The 18,686-nt window shown below is 59.9% G+C and carries 17 protein-coding genes; 8 read left to right on the top strand and 9 right to left on the bottom strand.

The annotated features are described in order from the left end of the window. Positions 1 to 63 precede the first annotated feature (63 nt). From ACTHXA_RS03880 to ACTHXA_RS03870, 3 genes are read right to left on the bottom strand one after another with little or no spacing between them, the layout of a single operon-like run. Positions 64 to 465 (bottom strand): PaaI family thioesterase, encoded by a 402-nt coding sequence (locus ACTHXA_RS03880; RefSeq protein WP_441669532.1) that lies wholly within the window; start codon positions 463 to 465, stop codon positions 64 to 66. A gap of 33 nt (positions 466 to 498) precedes the next feature. Continuing rightward, positions 499 to 948, bottom strand: coding sequence for a flavodoxin domain-containing protein (locus ACTHXA_RS03875; RefSeq protein ID WP_441669530.1), 450 nt, complete (start codon positions 946 to 948; stop codon positions 499 to 501). A 30-nt stretch (positions 949 to 978) separates the two neighbouring features. Continuing rightward, a complete protein-coding gene (locus ACTHXA_RS03870) occupies positions 979 to 2,166 on the bottom strand; it encodes a cytochrome P450 (RefSeq protein WP_441669528.1) in 1,188 nt (395 codons plus the stop codon). Between the two features lie 122 nt (positions 2,167 to 2,288). On the opposite strand from ACTHXA_RS03870, the gene ACTHXA_RS03865 reads away from it, so the two are divergent. Next, positions 2,289 to 3,215 (top strand): LysR family transcriptional regulator, encoded by a 927-nt coding sequence (locus ACTHXA_RS03865; protein WP_441669526.1) that lies wholly within the window; start codon positions 2,289 to 2,291, stop codon positions 3,213 to 3,215. A 218-nt stretch (positions 3,216 to 3,433) separates the two neighbouring features. Here ACTHXA_RS03865 and ACTHXA_RS03860 read toward each other — a convergent pair whose 3' ends face one another. After that, positions 3,434 to 4,726, bottom strand: a complete 1,293-nt coding sequence (locus ACTHXA_RS03860) for an MFS transporter (protein WP_441669635.1) — start codon at positions 4,724 to 4,726, stop codon at positions 3,434 to 3,436. Between the two features lie 338 nt (positions 4,727 to 5,064). On the opposite strand from ACTHXA_RS03860, the gene ACTHXA_RS03855 reads away from it, so the two are divergent. Together ACTHXA_RS03855 and ACTHXA_RS03850 are read left to right on the top strand one after the other, a co-directional pair. Further along, complete coding sequence (locus tag ACTHXA_RS03855) at positions 5,065 to 5,484, top strand: Zn-ribbon domain-containing OB-fold protein (protein WP_441669524.1); 420 nt, start codon at positions 5,065 to 5,067, stop codon at positions 5,482 to 5,484. 5 nt (positions 5,485 to 5,489) lie between these two features. Beyond that, positions 5,490 to 6,662 carry a thiolase C-terminal domain-containing protein gene (locus tag ACTHXA_RS03850; RefSeq protein WP_441669633.1) on the top strand — a complete coding sequence of 391 codons (1,173 nt, stop codon included), beginning with the start codon at positions 5,490 to 5,492 and terminating at the stop codon, positions 6,660 to 6,662. Positions 6,663 to 6,982: 320 nt separating this feature from the next. Here ACTHXA_RS03850 and ACTHXA_RS03845 read toward each other — a convergent pair whose 3' ends face one another. From ACTHXA_RS03845 to ACTHXA_RS03830, 4 genes are all read right to left on the bottom strand, one after another. Continuing rightward, positions 6,983 to 7,924 (bottom strand): LysR family transcriptional regulator, encoded by a 942-nt coding sequence (locus ACTHXA_RS03845; protein ID WP_441669522.1) that lies wholly within the window; start codon positions 7,922 to 7,924, stop codon positions 6,983 to 6,985. Positions 7,925 to 8,001: 77 nt separating this feature from the next. Then, on the bottom strand, positions 8,002 to 9,453 hold the full coding sequence (locus ACTHXA_RS03840) for an MFS transporter (protein WP_441669520.1): 1,452 nt from the start codon (positions 9,451 to 9,453) through the stop codon (positions 8,002 to 8,004). Between the two features lie 213 nt (positions 9,454 to 9,666). Continuing rightward, the gene (locus tag ACTHXA_RS03835) at positions 9,667 to 10,869 is read right to left on the bottom strand and encodes an MmgE/PrpD family protein (RefSeq protein WP_441669518.1); all 1,203 of its coding nucleotides are present in this window, start codon (positions 10,867 to 10,869) and stop codon (positions 9,667 to 9,669) included. 54 nt (positions 10,870 to 10,923) lie between these two features. Next, positions 10,924 to 12,057, bottom strand: a complete 1,134-nt coding sequence (locus tag ACTHXA_RS03830; RefSeq protein ID WP_441669516.1) for a CaiB/BaiF CoA transferase family protein — start codon at positions 12,055 to 12,057, stop codon at positions 10,924 to 10,926. 71 nt (positions 12,058 to 12,128) lie between these two features. Here ACTHXA_RS03830 and ACTHXA_RS03825 point away from each other — a divergent pair, with 71 nt between their 5' ends. Both ACTHXA_RS03825 and ACTHXA_RS03820 read left to right on the top strand, forming a co-directional pair. Then, a complete protein-coding gene (locus tag ACTHXA_RS03825; RefSeq protein ID WP_441669514.1) occupies positions 12,129 to 12,815 on the top strand; it encodes a GntR family transcriptional regulator in 687 nt (228 codons plus the stop codon). 181 nt (positions 12,816 to 12,996) lie between these two features. Then, positions 12,997 to 13,887, top strand: coding sequence for an HpcH/HpaI aldolase/citrate lyase family protein (locus ACTHXA_RS03820; RefSeq protein ID WP_441669512.1), 891 nt, complete (start codon positions 12,997 to 12,999; stop codon positions 13,885 to 13,887). A gap of 33 nt (positions 13,888 to 13,920) precedes the next feature. On the opposite strand, the gene ACTHXA_RS03815 is transcribed toward ACTHXA_RS03820, so the two are convergent. Then, positions 13,921 to 14,862, bottom strand: coding sequence for a LysR family transcriptional regulator (locus ACTHXA_RS03815; protein ID WP_441669510.1), 942 nt, complete (start codon positions 14,860 to 14,862; stop codon positions 13,921 to 13,923). Between the two features lie 157 nt (positions 14,863 to 15,019). Between ACTHXA_RS03815 and ACTHXA_RS03810 the strand changes: the two genes are divergently transcribed. The 3 genes from ACTHXA_RS03810 to purU are packed head-to-tail and all read left to right on the top strand — an operon-like array spanning position 15,020 to position 18,659. Then, positions 15,020 to 16,348, top strand: a complete 1,329-nt coding sequence (locus tag ACTHXA_RS03810; RefSeq protein ID WP_441669508.1) for a hypothetical protein — start codon at positions 15,020 to 15,022, stop codon at positions 16,346 to 16,348. Further along, positions 16,348 to 17,703, top strand: coding sequence for an MFS transporter (locus ACTHXA_RS03805; RefSeq protein WP_441669506.1), 1,356 nt, complete (start codon positions 16,348 to 16,350; stop codon positions 17,701 to 17,703). Before ACTHXA_RS03810 ends, ACTHXA_RS03805 begins: the two co-directional genes overlap by 1 nt. A gap of 56 nt (positions 17,704 to 17,759) precedes the next feature. Further along, a complete protein-coding gene (purU, locus tag ACTHXA_RS03800) occupies positions 17,760 to 18,659 on the top strand; it encodes a formyltetrahydrofolate deformylase (RefSeq protein ID WP_441669504.1) in 900 nt (299 codons plus the stop codon). Positions 18,660 to 18,686 lie beyond the last annotated feature (27 nt).

Genomic DNA, 18,686 nt, shown 5'->3' with positions numbered 1-18,686 from the left:
GTCAAAGTACTTAAGGGGTGGCCCGACTCTCGTCGGGCCACCCCTTCATCGCTTTATTGGAAACTACGCGCGGCGAGATTTCGACATTCGTCGACCCGAACCCCGGAACAGGGCAACTGTCACATCGCCCGCTGACACCGTGACATCAACTACCACGCGACGTTCGTCGAAGTAAGTGGTCGCAGCCTCCGCCACCAGGGCGTCTCCAACGTGTGCCGGTGATAGGTACGAAATTGATGCTTCAACAGTCGCGATATCTGCGAGCACGGTATTGGCCGCGCACGCAAACGCGTAGTCAGCGAGCGCAAAGACAAATCCACCATGAGCCACGCCGTGTCCGTTTGCCATGTCCGGTGCAACCAATAGCCTCGATACTGCGCGGCCGTCATCCGCCTCGACGTCGGTGATCCCAAGCCGCTCGGCACTTTGATCGGTCTCCACCATCGTTCGCACACGTGAGTGCATAGTGACTCTTTCTATCATCTCGCTGACAAAAGGTTAGACCGCGTGTCGGGCAGCTTCATGCTGCTCAACGACCTGCGCAGCCCATACCAGCGCTAATTCGCTAACGTCCTCTCGACCAGCGGCATCGTGGCGACCGTACTCACCGATTCGTTCCGCGCCGAGTTCGGCGAACAGCGTATCGATGTGTTCGCTTCCTTTGCTGTAGTTCGGGTAGGTGCTGTCTCCCAGCCCAAACATGGCATAGCGTAGCCCGGTGAGGTCGGGGCGAGAACTACCAAGGGCATCCATGAACGGCACTGCGCTCTGCGGCAGCTCACCTTCGCCGTGCGTCGAGCACACGATGAGGTAGAAATGCTCGGGGCTCAGACTCTCCACTTCAACGTCTGAGAGGTCTTCTGCCTGCGCACCGTGTGCATCCGCAATGTCGAATGCCACCATCTCGGAGTTACCACTTTCGGTTCCAAAGTAAATTTTAACAGTCATCTGTGACTCCTAATCGATACAAACTGCTGCTTATGACCACTCGACGGGCAGTGATTTTGTGCCGCGAAAGACCCAGCCGCGAAACTCAATGCCGTCCGGTTGCACAACCGTAAGTTCGGGGAACTGTCCGTAAAGGAACGGCAGCGCAACTTCGCCGACCATACTGCGGGCAACCCAATTGCCTGCGCAGATGTGTGTGCCGTTTCCGAAAGCGAGGTGCGCGGCACTCTCGCGAGTGAGGTCGAACTGATCCGCATCCGCGAACTTCCGCTCATCACGGTTCGCCGACGCACCCACGACTGCCACCGTCGATCCGGCGGGGATACGGACTCCGCCGATCTCGGTGTCCCGTGTCACAAGTCGCGGATACATTCCCACCGGTGAGTGCACCCGGGCGGTCTCCTCGAAGACATCTCGCCACGTGCTCTCCCCCGCGAGCACCCGCGCTCGCTGCTCGGGTGCCTGGGTGAGGCTCCAGATCGCACCCGAGATGACGTGACTCGGTTCGTTCATCCCACCGGAGATAGTGAGACGCACGTTGGTGCGTAGACGGTCAAGGTCCATTCCGGCGGCGAGCATCGAAGAAATCATGGATGCGTCAGGCTCGACCGAAAGTCGCGTCACAGCCTCTTCGATCGCATCGTCGACTTCTTCACAAACGCGCGCGGTTTCTTGCCAGATTCTCGCGTCGTTGGTGACGTTGCCGATCCCGGCGATGAAGGTGTGCGACCAATCCATGAACTGCCCGGGCGTGACATTGCGGAAGCCGATGATGTGGCTAAGACTGTCGGCGACATACGGGACCGCGAAGAGCTTGAACAAGTCCGCGCCGGCACCTGCTTCGCGCAGCGTCGCCGCGTGCTTTTCGGCTATCTCGTGAAAGATGGGCATCCAGTGCTTCTTGATCGCCATTGGCCTAAGCGCAGGTGCGATCGCATTGCGTTCCACCTTGTGCTGCGGATCATCGAGTCGGAGCATGGGGCGCCCCATCGCTCGGATCATGGTCGAACGCTTTTCGTCTTCGTGGGAGCTAAAGGTCTCGTGATCCATTTCGACGTCGAAACAGTCTTGAAACCGCGTTACGAAGTATCGTCCGAGAGACGGCACGAACGCGACCGGTGCTTCCTCGCGAAGTCGAGCGTAGGTGGGGTATGGGTCTACAACGAGCGTCTTGGGGTCGACCCAATCGACCTCAGGAGCGGCTGTAAGAGTTGTCATCAGAACCTCCTCGTTCGGGTGATGACTTTCACGAATTGGTACTAGTCTCTCGGCGAAACAAACCATTTACAAACGAGTATTGTTTGCGGACTAGTTAAATAAAACTATCTTTGGAGGAAGCGGTGACTGAGACTGCACCAAATTTCACGTTGCGACAACTGGAGCTCTTTCAAGCCACGATTCGTGCGGGCTCTTTCGCCTCAGCGGCAAAGGAGATGTTCCTCACTCCCGCGGCCGTCGCAGTCGCCGTCAGCGATCTCGAGAGGTCACTGGGTGTACAACTCGTGATCCGACAGCGAGCACGCGGAATCACTCCCACGTCCGCTGGCAACCACCTGCTCGAGCAGGCGCGGATGCTGCTCACCGACGCAATCGAAATCGAGCGAACGCTTTCTAGCCATGGCGGCGACATCAGTGGTCCGATTTCTGTCGGATGCTATTCGACGCTGTCCGCGACGGTCCTGCCTTCGCTCATCGACGGCTTTACCCGGGCGCACCCGAACGTGCAGCTCCGACTTAGGGACGGGTCGCTCGACGATCTAACGCAGCAGCTCATCGAGGGAAAGCTCGACGTGGTGATCGGGTACAGACTCAACTTGCCCGCTGGGCTCGAAATGGAAAAGCTCTACGAAACCGAAGTGCATGCGTTGCTGTCGACCGAGCATCGCCTTGCCAATTCCGATGAGATATCCCTCGAACAACTCGCTGGAGATCCGTTGATCATGCTCGATTTGCCACCCAGCGGCCGTCATACGCTCGATTTACTCCATCGAGCTGGAGTAACACCAAAGGTTGCGTACACCAGCCCGAATTTTGAGTTTGTGCGTTCGATGGTCGCACGCAATCTCGGTTACAGCCTGCTTATCCAGAAGGCCCGACTTGACCGCAGCTACGAGGATCTTCCTCTCGTGGCCAAGCGAATTCATGCGACCACCGAGGTTGAATGGGCTGTGATCTGCTGGCCACAAGGCGTGCACCTAACGGACCGGGCCCAGGCTTTCGTCGAGTTCGCGCGCGATACCGTGGCGCGGAATATCGCGACGCCGTAACGATAACTCTGCGAACCTGGAGAGGCGCTGCGGCACCAGGAACCCATTCGAGAGTTCGCTGGGATGGCTTCCGTCATCCGACATTTCTCCGCCAGGAGTACCACTGCCCGTAATTGGATCAAGTGAAATTACGTTTGAAGTCCAATCGCGCATTCTTCAATCAGCATGAGGAATCGAACAAGTTGCCGAAGCGTGATGTCGGGACTCGGGATGGCTAATCACTCGGCGTCAACTGGCACTCGGCGTTCCACTATCGTCGTTCGATTTGTTCGGGAGTCAATTGTTTTGAGTCCGATCAATGCGGCAAAGAGTAACACCATCGGTACGAGCAGCGTGAGGAAGAACCCGCTCATCGTGAGGCCGGCGCCAATAAGCGCTCCTCCCGCAGCACCACCCACAGCGGAACCGACGCGCCCGCCCATCTCGGTCGCACCTATACCTGTGGCTCGGACCGCAGTTGGGTACGCCGCGGCCGCAAGAATCGATCGCGAAGGGCCAAGCACGGACGGAATGATGAATCCGAATGCGGCCATGAGTAGCAGGAGAGTTCCGTGGGAGAGGTTCGGCCATACACCGACCGAAACGACGACAAGTGCGGACAGAACTAGCAAAGACCCGAAGACCACGAATCTCGACCACCGAGCAAGAAAGACTCCAACCAATAGCCCACCGATCGTACTGGCGAGACCGTACGTTCCCATCACGGAACTACTCTCGACGCTGGTAAGGCCAGGATCGGGCATTTGCATCAGGCTCGGTAGATATTGGACGATCGTCAGCTGCGTACCGAGGGAGAGGAACCCGAAGGCGATGAGAAGCACCGTCGTCAAGGCGTACCTTTGAGAAAATAGCTGCACTAATGCACCCCTGGCACTTTCCACATTGGACGAAATCACCGGAATCGAGAAATCGATTCGAGCGAGGTCTACCGTTGGCATAAGTCGCCGCAGACTCCGCTTCGCCTTTTCAATCTGACCGCGAATGGCATAGAACGAAGGGGATTCGGGAATGACAATGGCCGCGACAATTGCAAAGACGAGTGGAAGCGTGCCTGCAACCAGGAGCAGAACGCGCCACCCATAGTTCGGGAGCAAGATGCCAGCGAAGGTCGCCCCTACGGATGTACCGAGCCCGACCGCAGCATAAGCGATGGCCAACAGTGCGGAACGACGCTCTTTAGGGACCAGCTCGGAAAGGAGTGTGTTGGCGATGGCCATTGCCGCGCCCATTCCCAAGCAGGCGATCCATCGCCACGCGGTGAATGCAGTGAAATCCTCGGCGGTCGCACCCAGCGCCGTCGCGATGGCAAACAGTGAGGTGACTGCTACGAACACCAGCTTGCGCCCGAATCGGTCGGCAAGCCGACCCGCGACCAGTGCACCGATACCCATTGCGATGAAACCGCCGCTCACGACAAGAGCGATACCGCCACCGATTTCGATTCCCCACTCTTTCATGAGCGAAGGGAAGATATGACTGACGATGGTGACGTCCATGCCATCACAGAGCATGATCAACGCGATTATCACGAAATAGCACTAATGTCGCCAGGTCAGTCCGATCGATTCGGTAACTTGCGTGATGCTTTCAGTTGGCGATTCAATTCGGGACATATATAAGCCTCTCTGCCTATTCGCTGACCACGGCTGGTCGACGAATCCGTTGTGATCTGATGCCAAACGCACCGCACGGCCAGATAGAAGAAACCCAAACCTCGTTGCGCTGACCCAAACCTAACGATACGCTACGTATCGCACCTTGACCAGCGACTCAAATGTCTTGTCACGAGGGCAAAGACCAATGAAATAGCGACGCATCCGGTCACAATCATGAAGAACTAGGAGGTTCGATGAAGACTCCGCCATTGCCTGTACCGACGCCCGAGACACGCGAGTTCTGGGACGCTGCCAATCGTGGCAAATTGCGAATACAACGCTGCAACGCCTGTACAGAGTTTTATTTTTACCCACGCCCTTTTTGTCCGGATCCGACGTGTGCCTCGAGCGATGTGGAATGGCGCACCGTCAGTGGCCGAGCGACATTGACTTCCTATTCGATCAACTTTCGACCGCTGCCTCAGTTTGGGCCAGACCCACAGATCATCGCGATCGTCACACTAGAAGAAGGGCCACGGATGCTCACCAACATTGTCGGCATCGATCCGGCACCCGACGCAATCCCCCTCGGCTCGCCACTTCGAGTTGACTTCGAACAGCGCGGTGATATGAAACTGCCGGTTTTCCGCCTCGCGACGGAGGCATCCGCGTGACCCGAATGCACCAGGGCGGTATCGCAATCGTCGGCGCCGCAGAGACGACAACCATCGGTGTGCGTGAGGATCTGTCTGAACTCGGTCTTCACTGCGAAGCCGCACGAAACGCCCTAGACGATGCGGGTCTCAAGCCTTCCGATATCGATGGCTTTGCTACGGCTGGTCCAACATTTCCTTGGGAGGTCACTCACGCACTCGGAATCCAGCCACGTTGGATCGACGGGACCTCAATCGGCGGAACCAGCTTCATCGCACATGTGAGGCATGCTGCTGCTGCAATCGCAGCCGGAGCAGCCGAGGTCGTGCTGATAACCCACGGAGAATCCGGCCGATCCCAAATCGCCGCAGCACCTATGCCATTCGGCAGAGAATTCGCTTCGATGAAGGGCCAGTTCGAAGACATCTACGGCGCGATTCCGCCGTATGCCACCTTTGGGATACCGGTCGCCGCCTTTCTTGAAGAACGAGGCATGAGCAAGCGAGACCTCGCCGAAGTCGTGGTGTCACAGCGCGAATGGGCAGTACCGAACCCGCGCGCAGCGCGACGCTCCTCCACGACCGTTGACGAAGTACTCGCTCGGCGAGACCTTGCCTGGCCATTCACGAAGGACATGTGTTGCGTCGTCACCGATGGTGGAGGCGCCCTGATTCTCACGACCTCAGAGCGTGCCCAGTCAATGCGGAACCACGATCGGCTTGTTTACGTCCTAGGATCAGGCGAATCCGTCGAGTCACCGCTCATCTCGCAAATGGATAGCTTGACCCAATTTGGCGCATTCCGTCGATCGGCAGCTGAAGCATTTCGTACCGCAGCCCTCGCCCCGAACGATATTGACCACCTCATGGTGTACGACGCGTTTGCGCACTTGCCACTCTACGGTCTTGAGGACCTCGGGTTCGTCGATTTCGGCGAATCCGGTGCGTTCATTGCGGACGGTCACACTCGACCGGGTGGCTCGCTACCGATGAATACAAATGGTGGCGGTCTTTCCTATACCCATTCCGGAATGTATGGAATGTTCGCGCTGCAGGAATCCGTCCGGCAGCTCCGCGGCGAAGCGTGCGTCCAGGTCGAAAATGTTACGACCAGTTTTGTGCAGGGTAACGGCGCGATGTTTGCCGCCGCAGCATCCGTCATTCTGTCGAATGAACAGCCTGCAATTACCTCACAATGACCGGTACGTTCTGCACGGCCTCCAGCAGTGTGTAGCTCGAGGGCTTCAATTTGGCGTCACATGCGCGGGAATAACCAAACTATGGTTTCGAGATGATGACAGTGCCCGCCAAAACCTGTCGCCGCGCGTTCGAACTCGTTGGCCGGAAAGTGGTAAACGTCGTTACGGGTGGTCGCTCCGAGGGAGAGGCACGAAGCGAGCGACGAGGAAAGCCGCCACCCGATTTTGGATACCACCGAAAGCGAGGCTTACCGCTTTCCAGAAGGTGGAAACTCGCGTTTTCGGTGGTAATTAATTCTAAGGACGCACAGCGCACGTCACTAACCAGCGCCCATAAGCTCACTGCTCGTCTCGCGGGCGACCTCGATGAGTTCGAGCACGCGGGCGGGATGCGTTTCGGCGCGCGCGGCGAGGATGATGTCGAGCGGCGGCGGCGCGGGTTGGATCGGTACTTCGACAACCTTGTGCCCCGCCCAGGTCGTTGCGGAGAATCGCCGGCCCATCAGAATCGACCAGCCAAGCCCCTCACCCACGAGCGAACGACAAAGGTCATAGTTCGCGGTCGCATGGACTCGCGGCGGGTCGGCTTCCGACTCCTTCAGAATATCGAGGGCGTGCTGCCGACTCGGCACTGAGTCGTGCAAAATGAGTGGCTCATCGGCCAGTTCGCTGAGCTGTAGCGCGTCCCGCCCCGCCAGCCGATGCGATTCCGGCAGGAGCACCACGGCCCTCGAGCGCACGAGTCGGGTGCGCTCAAACTCAAGCGGAAAATCAAGTTCATAGACGAGCGCAACATCAAGCTCACCGTTTGCGAGTTGCTCGGCGAGCGCATCCTGCTCAGCCATGACGTAGCTGATTTCAGTGTCGGGATGCTTGGCCACATACCGGCTAATAAGTGGCGGAATGAGCGTGGGCGCGATGGTGTGGAAGGCGCCGACACGAACCGGGGCGGTACGCCGCTGATCACCGCGAGCCATCATCTCCAGTTCGTTCGACCGGGAGAGCACCTCTCGTGCGAGCGGCACGATGGACCGACCCGAGGACGTGAGCGTGACCCCCTGTGACCGACGCCGCACCATGAGTGGCACGCCGATTGCCCGCTCAAGCGAGGTCACCGCATCCGACACCGCCGAACCCGAGGAATGGATCTTCGCCGCGGCGCCCGTAATAGTGCCTTCTTCTGCGACCGCCACGAAACACTCGAGCTGCCGCAACGTGATATCGGGGCTCGGGATGGGATGTGGATCAGCACCGCTGCTCATAGCCCCATAGTACGTCGGACGCACTATGGGGCTATTACGGTTTGCGCGAACCGCCAGCGGGGGCGATGGGCTATCCGCTAGAGCTTTTCGGGAACCCGGTTCGCGTCGGTCATCGGGTCGCCAAGAGCTTCGTACTCTTCCTTGGTCGGGTCGCCCGGCTTCCAGGACTCGAACTTGCCCGTCTCCTCGAAGGAGTGCGTGAGCGGAATGCCCGTGCGGTCCTTGAGCAAGGTGGCTGCAATAAGGCTGATGATCGTCGCAATAAAGAGGTAGGTCGAGATTGCGTAGACATTGTTGAAGGTCTGCATCAGCCAGGTTGCGATGGTCGGCGCAAATGCACCACCGAGGATCGCTCCGAGTGCATAGCCAATCGACACACCCGAGAAGCGCACCGAGGCGGGGAAGGACTCCACGAACCACACCGCGATCGGACCGTAGGTGAGGCCGAGCGGGATTGCGAAGATGAGCAGACCAATCAGGAGCATCATCGGCTCGCCGGTATTCGCCATCGCGAAGAGCACCCAGACGGTGATCAGCTGCAGGCCGTAGCCGATGAAGAAGCTCTTCTTGCGGCCAATCTTGTCGGTGATGAAGCCCGAGATATAGGTGAACAGCGCCCACATTGCCGCCGCGGCAAGCACCGCGAGCATCACGAATGTGACGTCCATGCCGAGGGTCTTCGTCGCGTAGTTCTGCATGTACCCACCGGTAGTCATATAGCCCGCGGCGTTGTTTCCGATGAAGAGAGCCGCGAGGAGAATCACGGTGACGCCGTGCTTGCGGAACAGGGTCGCGATCGGGGCGGAAGCCTGCTGCTGACGCTCCTCGATCTCCTTGTAGACCGGGGACTCTTCAACCGCGTGGCGCACGATGAAGCCGACTACCACGAGCACAACAGAGAAGAGGAACGGGATGCGCCATCCCCATACGGCGAACTGGTCACCCGTGAGCGCGGTCACCGCGGCGATCATGCCCGAAGCGAGCAGCATGCCGAACGGTACGCCGAGCTGCGGGAACATACCCATGCGGCCACGGGTCTTGGTTGCGGAGTGCTCAGTTGCCATGAGCACGGCGCCGCCCCATTCGCCACCAGCCGAGATGCCCTGCAGGATGCGCAGGAAGAGCAGCATGATCGGCGCGGCCATACCCATGCCACCGAACCAGTCGCCTTCGGTTCCCTCGTAGGTGGGGAGCAGACCGATGAAGAAGGTTGCGACACCCATGAGCAGCAGAGTGATGACGAGCATCGGCTTGCGGCCGATCTTGTCGCCGAAGTGTCCGGCGAGGAATGCGCCAAGCGGCCGGAAGAGGAACGAAATACCCACCGTGAGGAAGGTGAGGATGGTTGCGAAGCCTTCATTGCCCTGGGTTGCGGGTTCGAAGAACAGCGGCGCGAGTACGAGACCGGCCATGGTCGCGTACACGAAGAAGTCGTACCACTCCACGGTGGTACCGACCACGACCGCACCGATGATGCGGCGGCGTTCTGCCGCAAGACGGCGGCTTTCTGCAGTTGCAGTGTTCGTCACTGAGACTCCCTTGTCTAACGAGATCCGCGAAGTCTGCCTCGCGGTCGGGAATCAGCGTAAGCGCAACATATACGATCGGCCAAGCGGAATAAGTCGTGGAAGTATCCACAGGTTTCCCGAATAACTAACCGAGCATTCAGTTATTAAATTGGGGATATTCCCCAGTAAGATTTTTGAAGCCTCTCGCCCTTATGCAGTTCGTAGCCTCTCGGTCTACGCCTGAGCCGGAAGTTGCGCACGCAGGAGCCCCGCCGCCGCGGCCCACGAAATCTCTGCGAGCAGCTCCGGCACATCCGCCCCACAAGCCTCAAGCTTGCCCGCGATTTCGCCCTCGGTCGGCGGCAGTCCGGGGGACCCGGGCGGCAGCGCCAGAGTCTCGGCGACGGCGCTCCCGTCACGGAGCGTGATTTCAACAGTGCAGTCGCCATCGAGCAGATTGTCGATCGGCTCCTCGGTGAACTTCGGATGCACCTTCCGGATCAGCTCCTGCGCGAGTGGGCGCTGCACCTGCGCATCAGTAAAGCTCTCGAAATCGGGATAGCCGTCAAGGAGTACCGCCACCAGCGAATACTCGAGGCTGAATTTCCCCTCGAGTCCGGTAGTTGGACGCGAGTGGATGAGCGGCTTCACCGTACCGCGCGGGGTGGTCACGTTAATCCCTTCAACTTCGTCAACGTCGACCCGCGCCGCAAGCGCACGCATGACCCCGATGGGCCGCTGCATGGCATAGCAGCACGGGAACAGCTTGATCGCAAGACCATCTGGGATCGCGGGACCGTCGAGCTGTACCGGCCCGGTCGCATTCACTTTGCCGAGCCACTCATCGACCACGCGGAGGTCGGAGCGCGCACCGGCCTGCGCGAGACGCGCGGCACGCACGCCCGCATCCGCCGCGAAGCCGACCTGCAGCGGCTTCCCCACAGTGCCGAACGCCTGCTGCACACCGCCGGCTGCGGGGATGCTTAACGCAATTGCGTGCGCGGTTTCGTCCACGCTGAGCCCGAGGGCAATCGACGCCGCAACCGCCGCCGCCGGCGCGCCCGCGGTGCAGGTCGCATGCCAGGCGGACTGATAGTGCGTCCATCCGAGCGCATTGCCCAGCCGCGCCATGACACCCGCCCCCGCAAGGTAGGCCCGAGCATCCCCGCCGGTGGCGAGCGTCGCGGGCACAATCACGACGCTGATGTGGGTCGTCGATTCCATGTGCAGGTCATCGAAGTCGAGCACGTGACCGGTTGCCGCCCAGTGCCCCGCTTCCCCGAGCTGCGCGCTAATCGGCACCAGCGCGTTGTTTCGAGCGGCGAGCGTGACCGCCATCGTGTCCACGAGGGAGCGCTGGGCGAGCGCGAGGTCAGTGTCTGTAGGGGTAAGACTGTGCGCCCACTGGGCAAGCGCCTCGGCGGTGGTGAGTGACATGTTGGTCTCCAGTTCGTTGTGCGGCGTCGCAGTGCTACCGACGGTCGAGGTCAGCTACGCGCTAAATTCTTTGCGGATGCGTTCGGTATCGGCGCCGAGCACCGGCACGGCCCCCATGGGCGGCTCTTCGCCGAAGAATACCGGCGGTAGCCCGACCCGAGCGGTGCCCGAGGGCGTGGCGACCTCGCGCCAGCGGTTACGGGCAGCAAGCTGCGGATGCGCGGAGTATTCCTGCATCGTTCGCATCCGCGCGTTGGCGATCCCGACTTCGTCGAGCAGCGTTTGCACATCATCCACGGCGCGGCTACTCAGGGCCTGCGTGATCGTGTCGCGCAGGCGCTCAACATTCGCGACGCGCTTCGAGTTCGAATCGAAGTCCTCGTCCGCGACCAGTTCTGGCTGCTCAAGCACCTGCTCACAAAAGAGCTTCCACTCACGTTCGTTCTGCAGCCCGAGGAAGATCACCCCATCCTGTGCCTGGAATGGCCCGTAGGGCTGGATGCTCGCGTGCGCCGCACCGGTGCGCTTCGAGGCATTCCCCGAATACTCGGCGTAGAGGTAGGTCTGCTGCACCCACTCGCCAAGCGCCTCAAGCATGCTGATGTCGAGCGCCGTGCCCTTGCCGGTCTTGCCACGCTGTATCAGCGCGGCAAGGATCCCGGAGTAGGCATACATGCCGGCGGAAATATCGGCAACCGACACCCCCACCTTTGACGGGTTCTCTTCGGTCCCGGTCACCGATAACAGGCCCGCTTCGCACTGAATTATGAGGTCATACGCCTTCTTGCGCGCATACGGACCGTCTTTACCGAACCCCGAAATCGAGACGTGGATGAGGCGCTCATTGATTTTGGCAACGGCTTCGGCGCCAAATCCGAGGCGTTCAATCGCTCCGGGTGCGAGGTTCTGCACGAACACATCCGCGCTCTTGAGCATGTTTCGCAGGATGCGCTGGGCTTCCTCGGTCTTGAGGTCAAGAACCACAGATTCTTTGCCGCGATTGAGCCAGACAAAGTAGCTCGCCTCGCCGTTGACTGCCTCGTCATAGCCGCGCGCGAAGTCTCCCGCGTCTCGTTCAATTTTGATGACGCGGGCACCGAGGTCGGCGAGCTGTCGGGTCGCGAAGGGTGCGGCGACCGCCTGTTCGATAGAAACGACGGTGATTCCGTCAAGTGGTTGCTCAGTCACGGGTTCTTCCTCTTAGTGGTGGATGAATATAGTGGGCACAGCACGCGGGCCGTCCGACTAAACTTGCGGGTATGTCTGAAGCAGTTCCCCCGCAACGTCGCCTGATGAGCCGCGAGGCCATGGCGTTCATTCGCGAAAAAATCTTGGCGCGCGAGTTCGTCGCGGGCGACGTGCTTCGCCCGGAAGATATTGGTAAGGAGCTCGGAATTTCGCAGACGCCCGCGCGTGAAGCGCTGCAAGCGCTGCGCACCGAGGGGTTTCTCGATAACCGGCAGGGGGTCGGGTTCGTCGTCAATCCGTTGACGGCGGAGGACATTCACGACATTTTTACCGCCCACGCGCTGATCGCGGGTGAGATCGCGGCTCGTGCTGCGCAGCGAGTGACCGACGACGATATCAACGAGCTCGACGCAATCCAGTTCGAGCTTCTCGCGGCCGCCAAGCGCCGCAATTCCGACGGGGTCGAACTGCACAATCACGAACTGCACTCGTATATCTCGCGACTCGGTGGCTCGCCCAAGCTCAACCGCATCCTGTCGATCGTGTCGCATTACGTCCCTCGATCCTTCTACGGGCAGATTGAAGGCTGGCCGGCCGCATCGGCTGGTGATCACGACCGCATCCTCTCGGCGCTTCGCAATCGTGACGTCGATGAGGCCCGCGCCGCGATGCACGAACACATCGTGCATGCCGGTGACCTGCTCGCGAGTCGACTCGACGACGAGCGCGAACCAGACTCGGAACCTCAATCGCAGTAGCGGCAGACAAGCGGGGACCCGCGGCGCAGATCCGTCGAGGCGACTCAGTAGCGACCTCGGTCATCACGAGCCCTCCTCAACGTCGAACAGATATGTTCCAATATATTGGAAATCCTGCAGCAATCAAGCCCGGCGGCTGCCAAACTTGTGACAGCATTGGCAATCGTGGGATGCTGACAGCATGAGCCAGCAAAGCAAAGACGCACTAAGCGATATATCGACCACCTCGACGGCCAACATCGATCGCGCGCGAACGGCGCTGTTCGTTCCGGCGACGCGGCCAGATCGAATCGCCAAGGCGTTCGCCGCCGGTGCGGATGCGGTCATTGTCGACCTCGAGGATGCGGTCGCGCCGGAGGCAAAGGCCGAGGCTCGAGCCACCCTCGGCGAAGTGCTTTCCAACCCCGGTGAGTTTGGGCTCGAAACTGCGGAGGATGCGCGGCAGACACTCACGGTGCGCCTCAACTCTCCACTCAGCGACGAGGGCGCCCGTGACCGTGAATGGCTCGCTTCGGGCGTCCTCGACTCCGGGGGGCTCGATTCTGTGCTCATCGCCAAAGCCGAGTCGTCTCAGGAAGTCGACCTGGTCGCGCAAGCGCTCGGCGCATCCGCGACCACGATCCTGCCGCTTGTCGAATCCCCCGCCGGCGTCGTTGCCGCACAAGAGCTCGCCGCGCATCCTCGCGTCTCGCGCCTCGCACTTGGCGCGATCGATCTCGCGCTCGAGCTCGGTTGCGAGCCCCGCAGCACCACCGTCGACTATGTGCGCGCGCAGCTGGTCATCGCGAGTGCGCTCGCCGGCAAGCAGGGCCCGCTCGATTCCCCCTCCCCCGAATTCAAAGACGACGAGCTCGTGCGAAGCGATACCGAGCACGCCAAGCGATCGGGATGCACGGGGAAGCTCTGCATCCATCCCCGCCAAGTGGTTATCGTCGCTGATGTCTTCGCACCGTCCGATGAGGAGCTTGACTGGGCTCGTCGCGTCCTCGAGGTCGGGACACTGGGACAAGTCGACGGACAGATGGTCGACCGACCGGTCATTTTGCGGGCGCAACGCATCCTCGGGGTGTAGGCGCCGGGCGCGCATATTCGGCGCCAAATCCGGCTACGGCCCGTCTGCGAACGAGTTTGTCATCGTGTCGAGTGGCAGATTCGATTGAATGCGCCGGATGACTTCGAGAAATGTCTCGGTGCGTCGGTTGAGGTGCGTCCCGTCGGGCCACACTCCCACCAGGTCCACTTCGGCAGGGGCAGGCCGAAGTGGAAGCGAGTGGATTTTGAGCCCCTCCTGAGTCAAATCATGCTTCGGGCGGTGAATCATCAAGCTCCAACCCAGATTGCGCGCGACCATCGCTCGGATGAGCTCGTACTGCGTCCCGCGATAGCCAATTCTCGGTGAGACTCCCGCCTCCCGAAACATTGTGAAGCTGTGCGTGCTCGCCGGATCGGAATCGAAGAGAACGACCGGGTCGTCTGCCAGGTCACGGAGCGATACCGCGCTGTCGTTAGCGCGTGGATGCTCCGGGCTCAGCAGCACATAGGGCTGGGCAGTCCCGAGCTTCTTTTTCCGGATGCCTTCGGGAAGATAGAGGTCATAGACAATGGCGCAATCCAGCTCGCGTTGCATGAGCGCTTGCACAAGTGCCTCCTGCCGATCAACGGTGTATTTCAACTCGACTCGCGGATGCACTTCCCCGAAGTGACGAGTCGCGAGCGGCAATAACGTGGGCGCGAGCGTCGAAAAGCAGCCGACCGCGAGCGGCCCAATCAGTTCCCAGCCACCGCTACCGACTGAGAGCTGAGCCTCATCCAGCATGCTCAAGACATTTTCGGCCTCGAGGTAGAGCTGATATCCGGCAGGCGTTAGCGTCGTCCCGCGCGATTTTCTGCCGGTGACGAGCTCTACGCCGGCGGCCCGCTCGAGGCTTGCGAGCCCCGAGGACACTGCCGTTGGCGTGACATGCAGACTTTCCGCGGCCCGTGCGAGCGAACCGGCACGGGCCACGGCACACAGATATTCAAGTTGTGTGACGGTGAATCTTGCCACGAAACTCCTACCTGATTAGACGCGAAATCTTGGCCCAGAAAGAAGCTTACCTAACTTCACGTTTGGTATTGGCCAAGAAATGCTCAATTTCCGGCGCTCAATTCTGCGGATATGTTCGGGGCATCTGAACTGATTCAACGATGAGCAAAGGAGCAAAATGAATCTCTACACTGCCGAAATGCGTACCGGACTCGACATCGCCGCATCCTGGGGCAAGCTCGAATACACGGGCTGGCAAGACGAAAACCTGTCGTGGAAAGAGGACGTCTACATCGGTGACTGGTCATACCTCGACGAATTGCGCGTCACCGGCCCCGACGCCCTGGCACTGTTCTCGTCGCTCGCGGTCAACAGCTTCAAGAAGTTCGCGCTCGGACAGGCCAAGCACACGATCTTCTGCAATGCCGAGGGCAAGGTTATCGGCGAAGGCATTCTGATGCGCCTTGCCGAGGACGACTTCCTCTTCAACGCGCGCGGCCCGGTCGCCACATGGATCAAGTACAACTACGACCACGGCAACTTCGACGCCACCTTCGCAATGTCAATGGACGAGTTCAAGTTCCAGGTCTCGGGGCCAAAGGCCCTCGCGCTCTTGCAGGACCTCACCGATGCGCCCCTGACCGAAACGAAGTTCATGCACTTCGTCGACGCGACGATCGAAGGCCACCCGGTGCGTTTCTTGCGCCAGGGAATGGCAGGCGAAATCGGCTTCGAATTGCAGGGGCCAAAGACCTCGGCCGATGCCGTGCGCGCTGCCGTCATGCGCACAGGTAAGAAATACAATCTGCGCCGGATGGGCGCACGTACGGCAATGGTCAACCACCTTGAAGCAGGATGCCCAACCGTGACGCACGATTACCTTCCGGCCATCACGGGTGAGAACGAGCGCGACTACTACAACGAATACAACGTAGAGGTCGACGACGACACGAGCGCCGATTGGTACCAGAGCTTCGAGCGCTGCCTCAAAGTCAAGGGGAGCTTCGACGGCGATGACCCGAGCGCATGGTTCCGCAGCCCGATCCAACTCGGTTGGGCGCGCAACATCAAATTCGACCACGAATTCTACGGTCGCGAAGCACTCGAAGCCGAGATGGAGAACCCGAAGCGCGGCATCGTCACACTCGTGTGGAACCTTGATGATGTCAAGGAAGTGAACGACTCGCTCTACCACGACGAGGTTCCGTACGACTTCATGGACTTCCCCCGTGCGCAGTGGTTCGCGATGTACACGTCCTCAGTCGTCGTAGGTGACAAGGAAATCGGATCGACAACCTCGCGAGGATTCAGCTTCTACTTCCGTAAGGTCCTCTCGCACGGAGTCATCGACCTCGAATACACGGAGCCCGGCACCGAAGTAGAGGTTATCTGGGGTGACCCAGGACATCGCCAGAAGCGAATCCGCGCCACGGTACACACGTACCCCTACAAGCACGACAACCGCTACAACGACCTCACCAACCAGAACAAGGTTTCGGTGAGCTAATGTCCGGCACCGACGCCGTCGATCCGACGGCACAGCAATCGAAAGCGAAGGGCAACCTCACACGAGAGGAGCGCCGCGTCGCTGCAGGCTCGCTCATCGGAACCACTCTCGAGTGGTACGACTTCTTTATCTATGCCCAAGCAGCGGGCCTGGTTTTCGGGTCACTCTACTTTGAACCCGCGGGGCCGGTCATTGGTCAACTCGTAGCGTGGGCTTCCCTCGGCATCAGCTTCCTCTTCCGTCCACTGGGTGCGATCCTGGCCGGATACGTTGGCGACCGATTCGGTCGCAAGGGCGTGCTCGTGATGACGCTCTTCCTGATGGGAATCGCGACGACGGCAATCGGTCTCTTGCCGACCTACGCCCAAATCGGTGTTGCCGCTCCGATTCTGCTGGTATTCCTCCGAATTCTTCAGGGTGTATCGGCAGGCGGCGAGTGGGGCGGAGCGGTGCTCATGGCCGTGGAACACGCACCCACGAAGAAACGTGGACTCTTCGGCGCGTACCCCCAGATCGGCGTTCCATTGGGGATGCTGCTCGCCACCGGTGTTGTCTTGCTCGTCACGACGTTGACGACGCCTGAGCAATTCCTCGAATGGGGCTGGCGCGTCACGTTCCTGCTGAGCGCCTTGCTGATCGTAGTTGGCTACTTCATTCGTCGTGCCGTGGCTGAAAGCCCCGTGTTCCTCGAAATGAGCGAACTCAAGAGCGAGAGCGCGACACCGCTGGGATCGCTCTTCAAGAACCACTGGCGGAAGGTACTGCTCGCTGCGCTGTCGTTCATTGGCAGTAACGCCGCCGGATACCTGTTCATCTCTTTCTTCTCCTCATACGCCGTCCGTGAACTCGGCATGGAGCAGAGCGAGACCCTGCTTGGGTCGGTGATCGCAGGCGTTGCGTGGGCGGTTAGCACGGTACTCGGAGCGATCCTGTCTGACTACATTGGGCGTACGCTTTCGCTCAAAATCGGCTATATCGCAATGTTTATCTGGATGATTCCACTCATCCTGCTTATCGATACAGCCAATATTTGGCTGTATATCCTCGGCCTCACCGTGCTGACGCTGGCCAATGGACTCACCTACGGACCCCTGTCTGCGATGTTCGCTGAGATGTTCCCCGCAAAGGTGAGGTTCTCCGGCATCTCGATCGCCTACGCACTCGGGGCGATCTTCGGTGGCGCTTTTGCACCGTTGATCGCGGAGTGGTTGATCGGCGCAACTGGCTTCTCACTCAACATCGCGTTCTACATCATGGCGCTGATCATCGTGTCATTTATTGCCACCTCGCTCATCCGTGAACCACGGGGTGCTCCACTCCGCGCGACGGAGGAGATCGTGGCCGCACAGCGGTAAACGGACAGAGCCTTTGACCACAATCGACATTCTTGAAAGAAATTCGTGATTCAACTATGACTACGACTTCTCCAATCGTGAATCCCCATGTGATTCCCGCCGAGCAGGCTGATACCGGGCGACTGCTCCTGTCCTGCTCAGACCAGCCGGGCATCGTGGCAGCGGTAACGGAAACGCTCACCTCACTCGGGGCGAACATTACCGACCTCGACCAGTTCAGTGAAAATGCGGATGGCGGCGCGTTCTTCCAGCGAACGGTATTTCACCTTCCTGGCCTGAGCGCCGCTATGCCGGAACTTAAAGCAACACTCGATGAGCGTATTGGCAAGCGATTCGATGCAAAGTGGCGGCTCACAAACGCGAGTGACCGCAAGCGAGTGGCAATTTTCGTCTCCAAAACGGATCACTGCCTTCTCGACCTGCTGTGGCGGCAACGACGCGGCGAAATCAACATGGACATATCGATGGTCGTGGGCAATCACCCCGATTTGGCGGATGCTGCGCAGTCCTTCGGAGTCCCGTTTATTCACGTGCCAGTCGGCGGAGACAAACGCGAAGCCGAGGCCCGCCACCTCGAGCTGCTCCGCGGCAACGTCGACCTCGTCGTTCTGGCGCGCTACATGCAGATCATTTCTGACGACTTCCTCGCGGAAGTCGGCGTGCCGCTCATCAACATCCACCACTCCTTCCTGCCAGCATTCGTGGGCGCCAACCCCTACAAGAAAGCCAAGGAACGAGGGGTGAAACTCATTGGCGCGACCGCACACTACGTGACGAAAGACCTCGACGAGGGTCCAATCATCGATCAAGGTGTGGTTCGGGTGTCGCACCGAGAGTCGAGCGCCGAACTGAGCCGCCACGGCTCATATGTCGAGCGCGCCGTGCTTTCGCGAGCAGTGCAGTGGCACTGCGACGACCGTGTCATGCGTCACGGTAACGCCACGGTCGTGTTCTGATATGTAGTTCTTGTATCCAGTTACGGA

The sequence above is a fragment of the Gulosibacter sp. genome, from assembly GCF_052090685.1.
Lineage (GTDB): Bacteria > Actinomycetota > Actinomycetes > Actinomycetales > Microbacteriaceae > Gulosibacter.
Note: the sequence above shows the minus strand (reverse complement) of the source record. Positions and strands in the feature narration are given on the sequence as shown.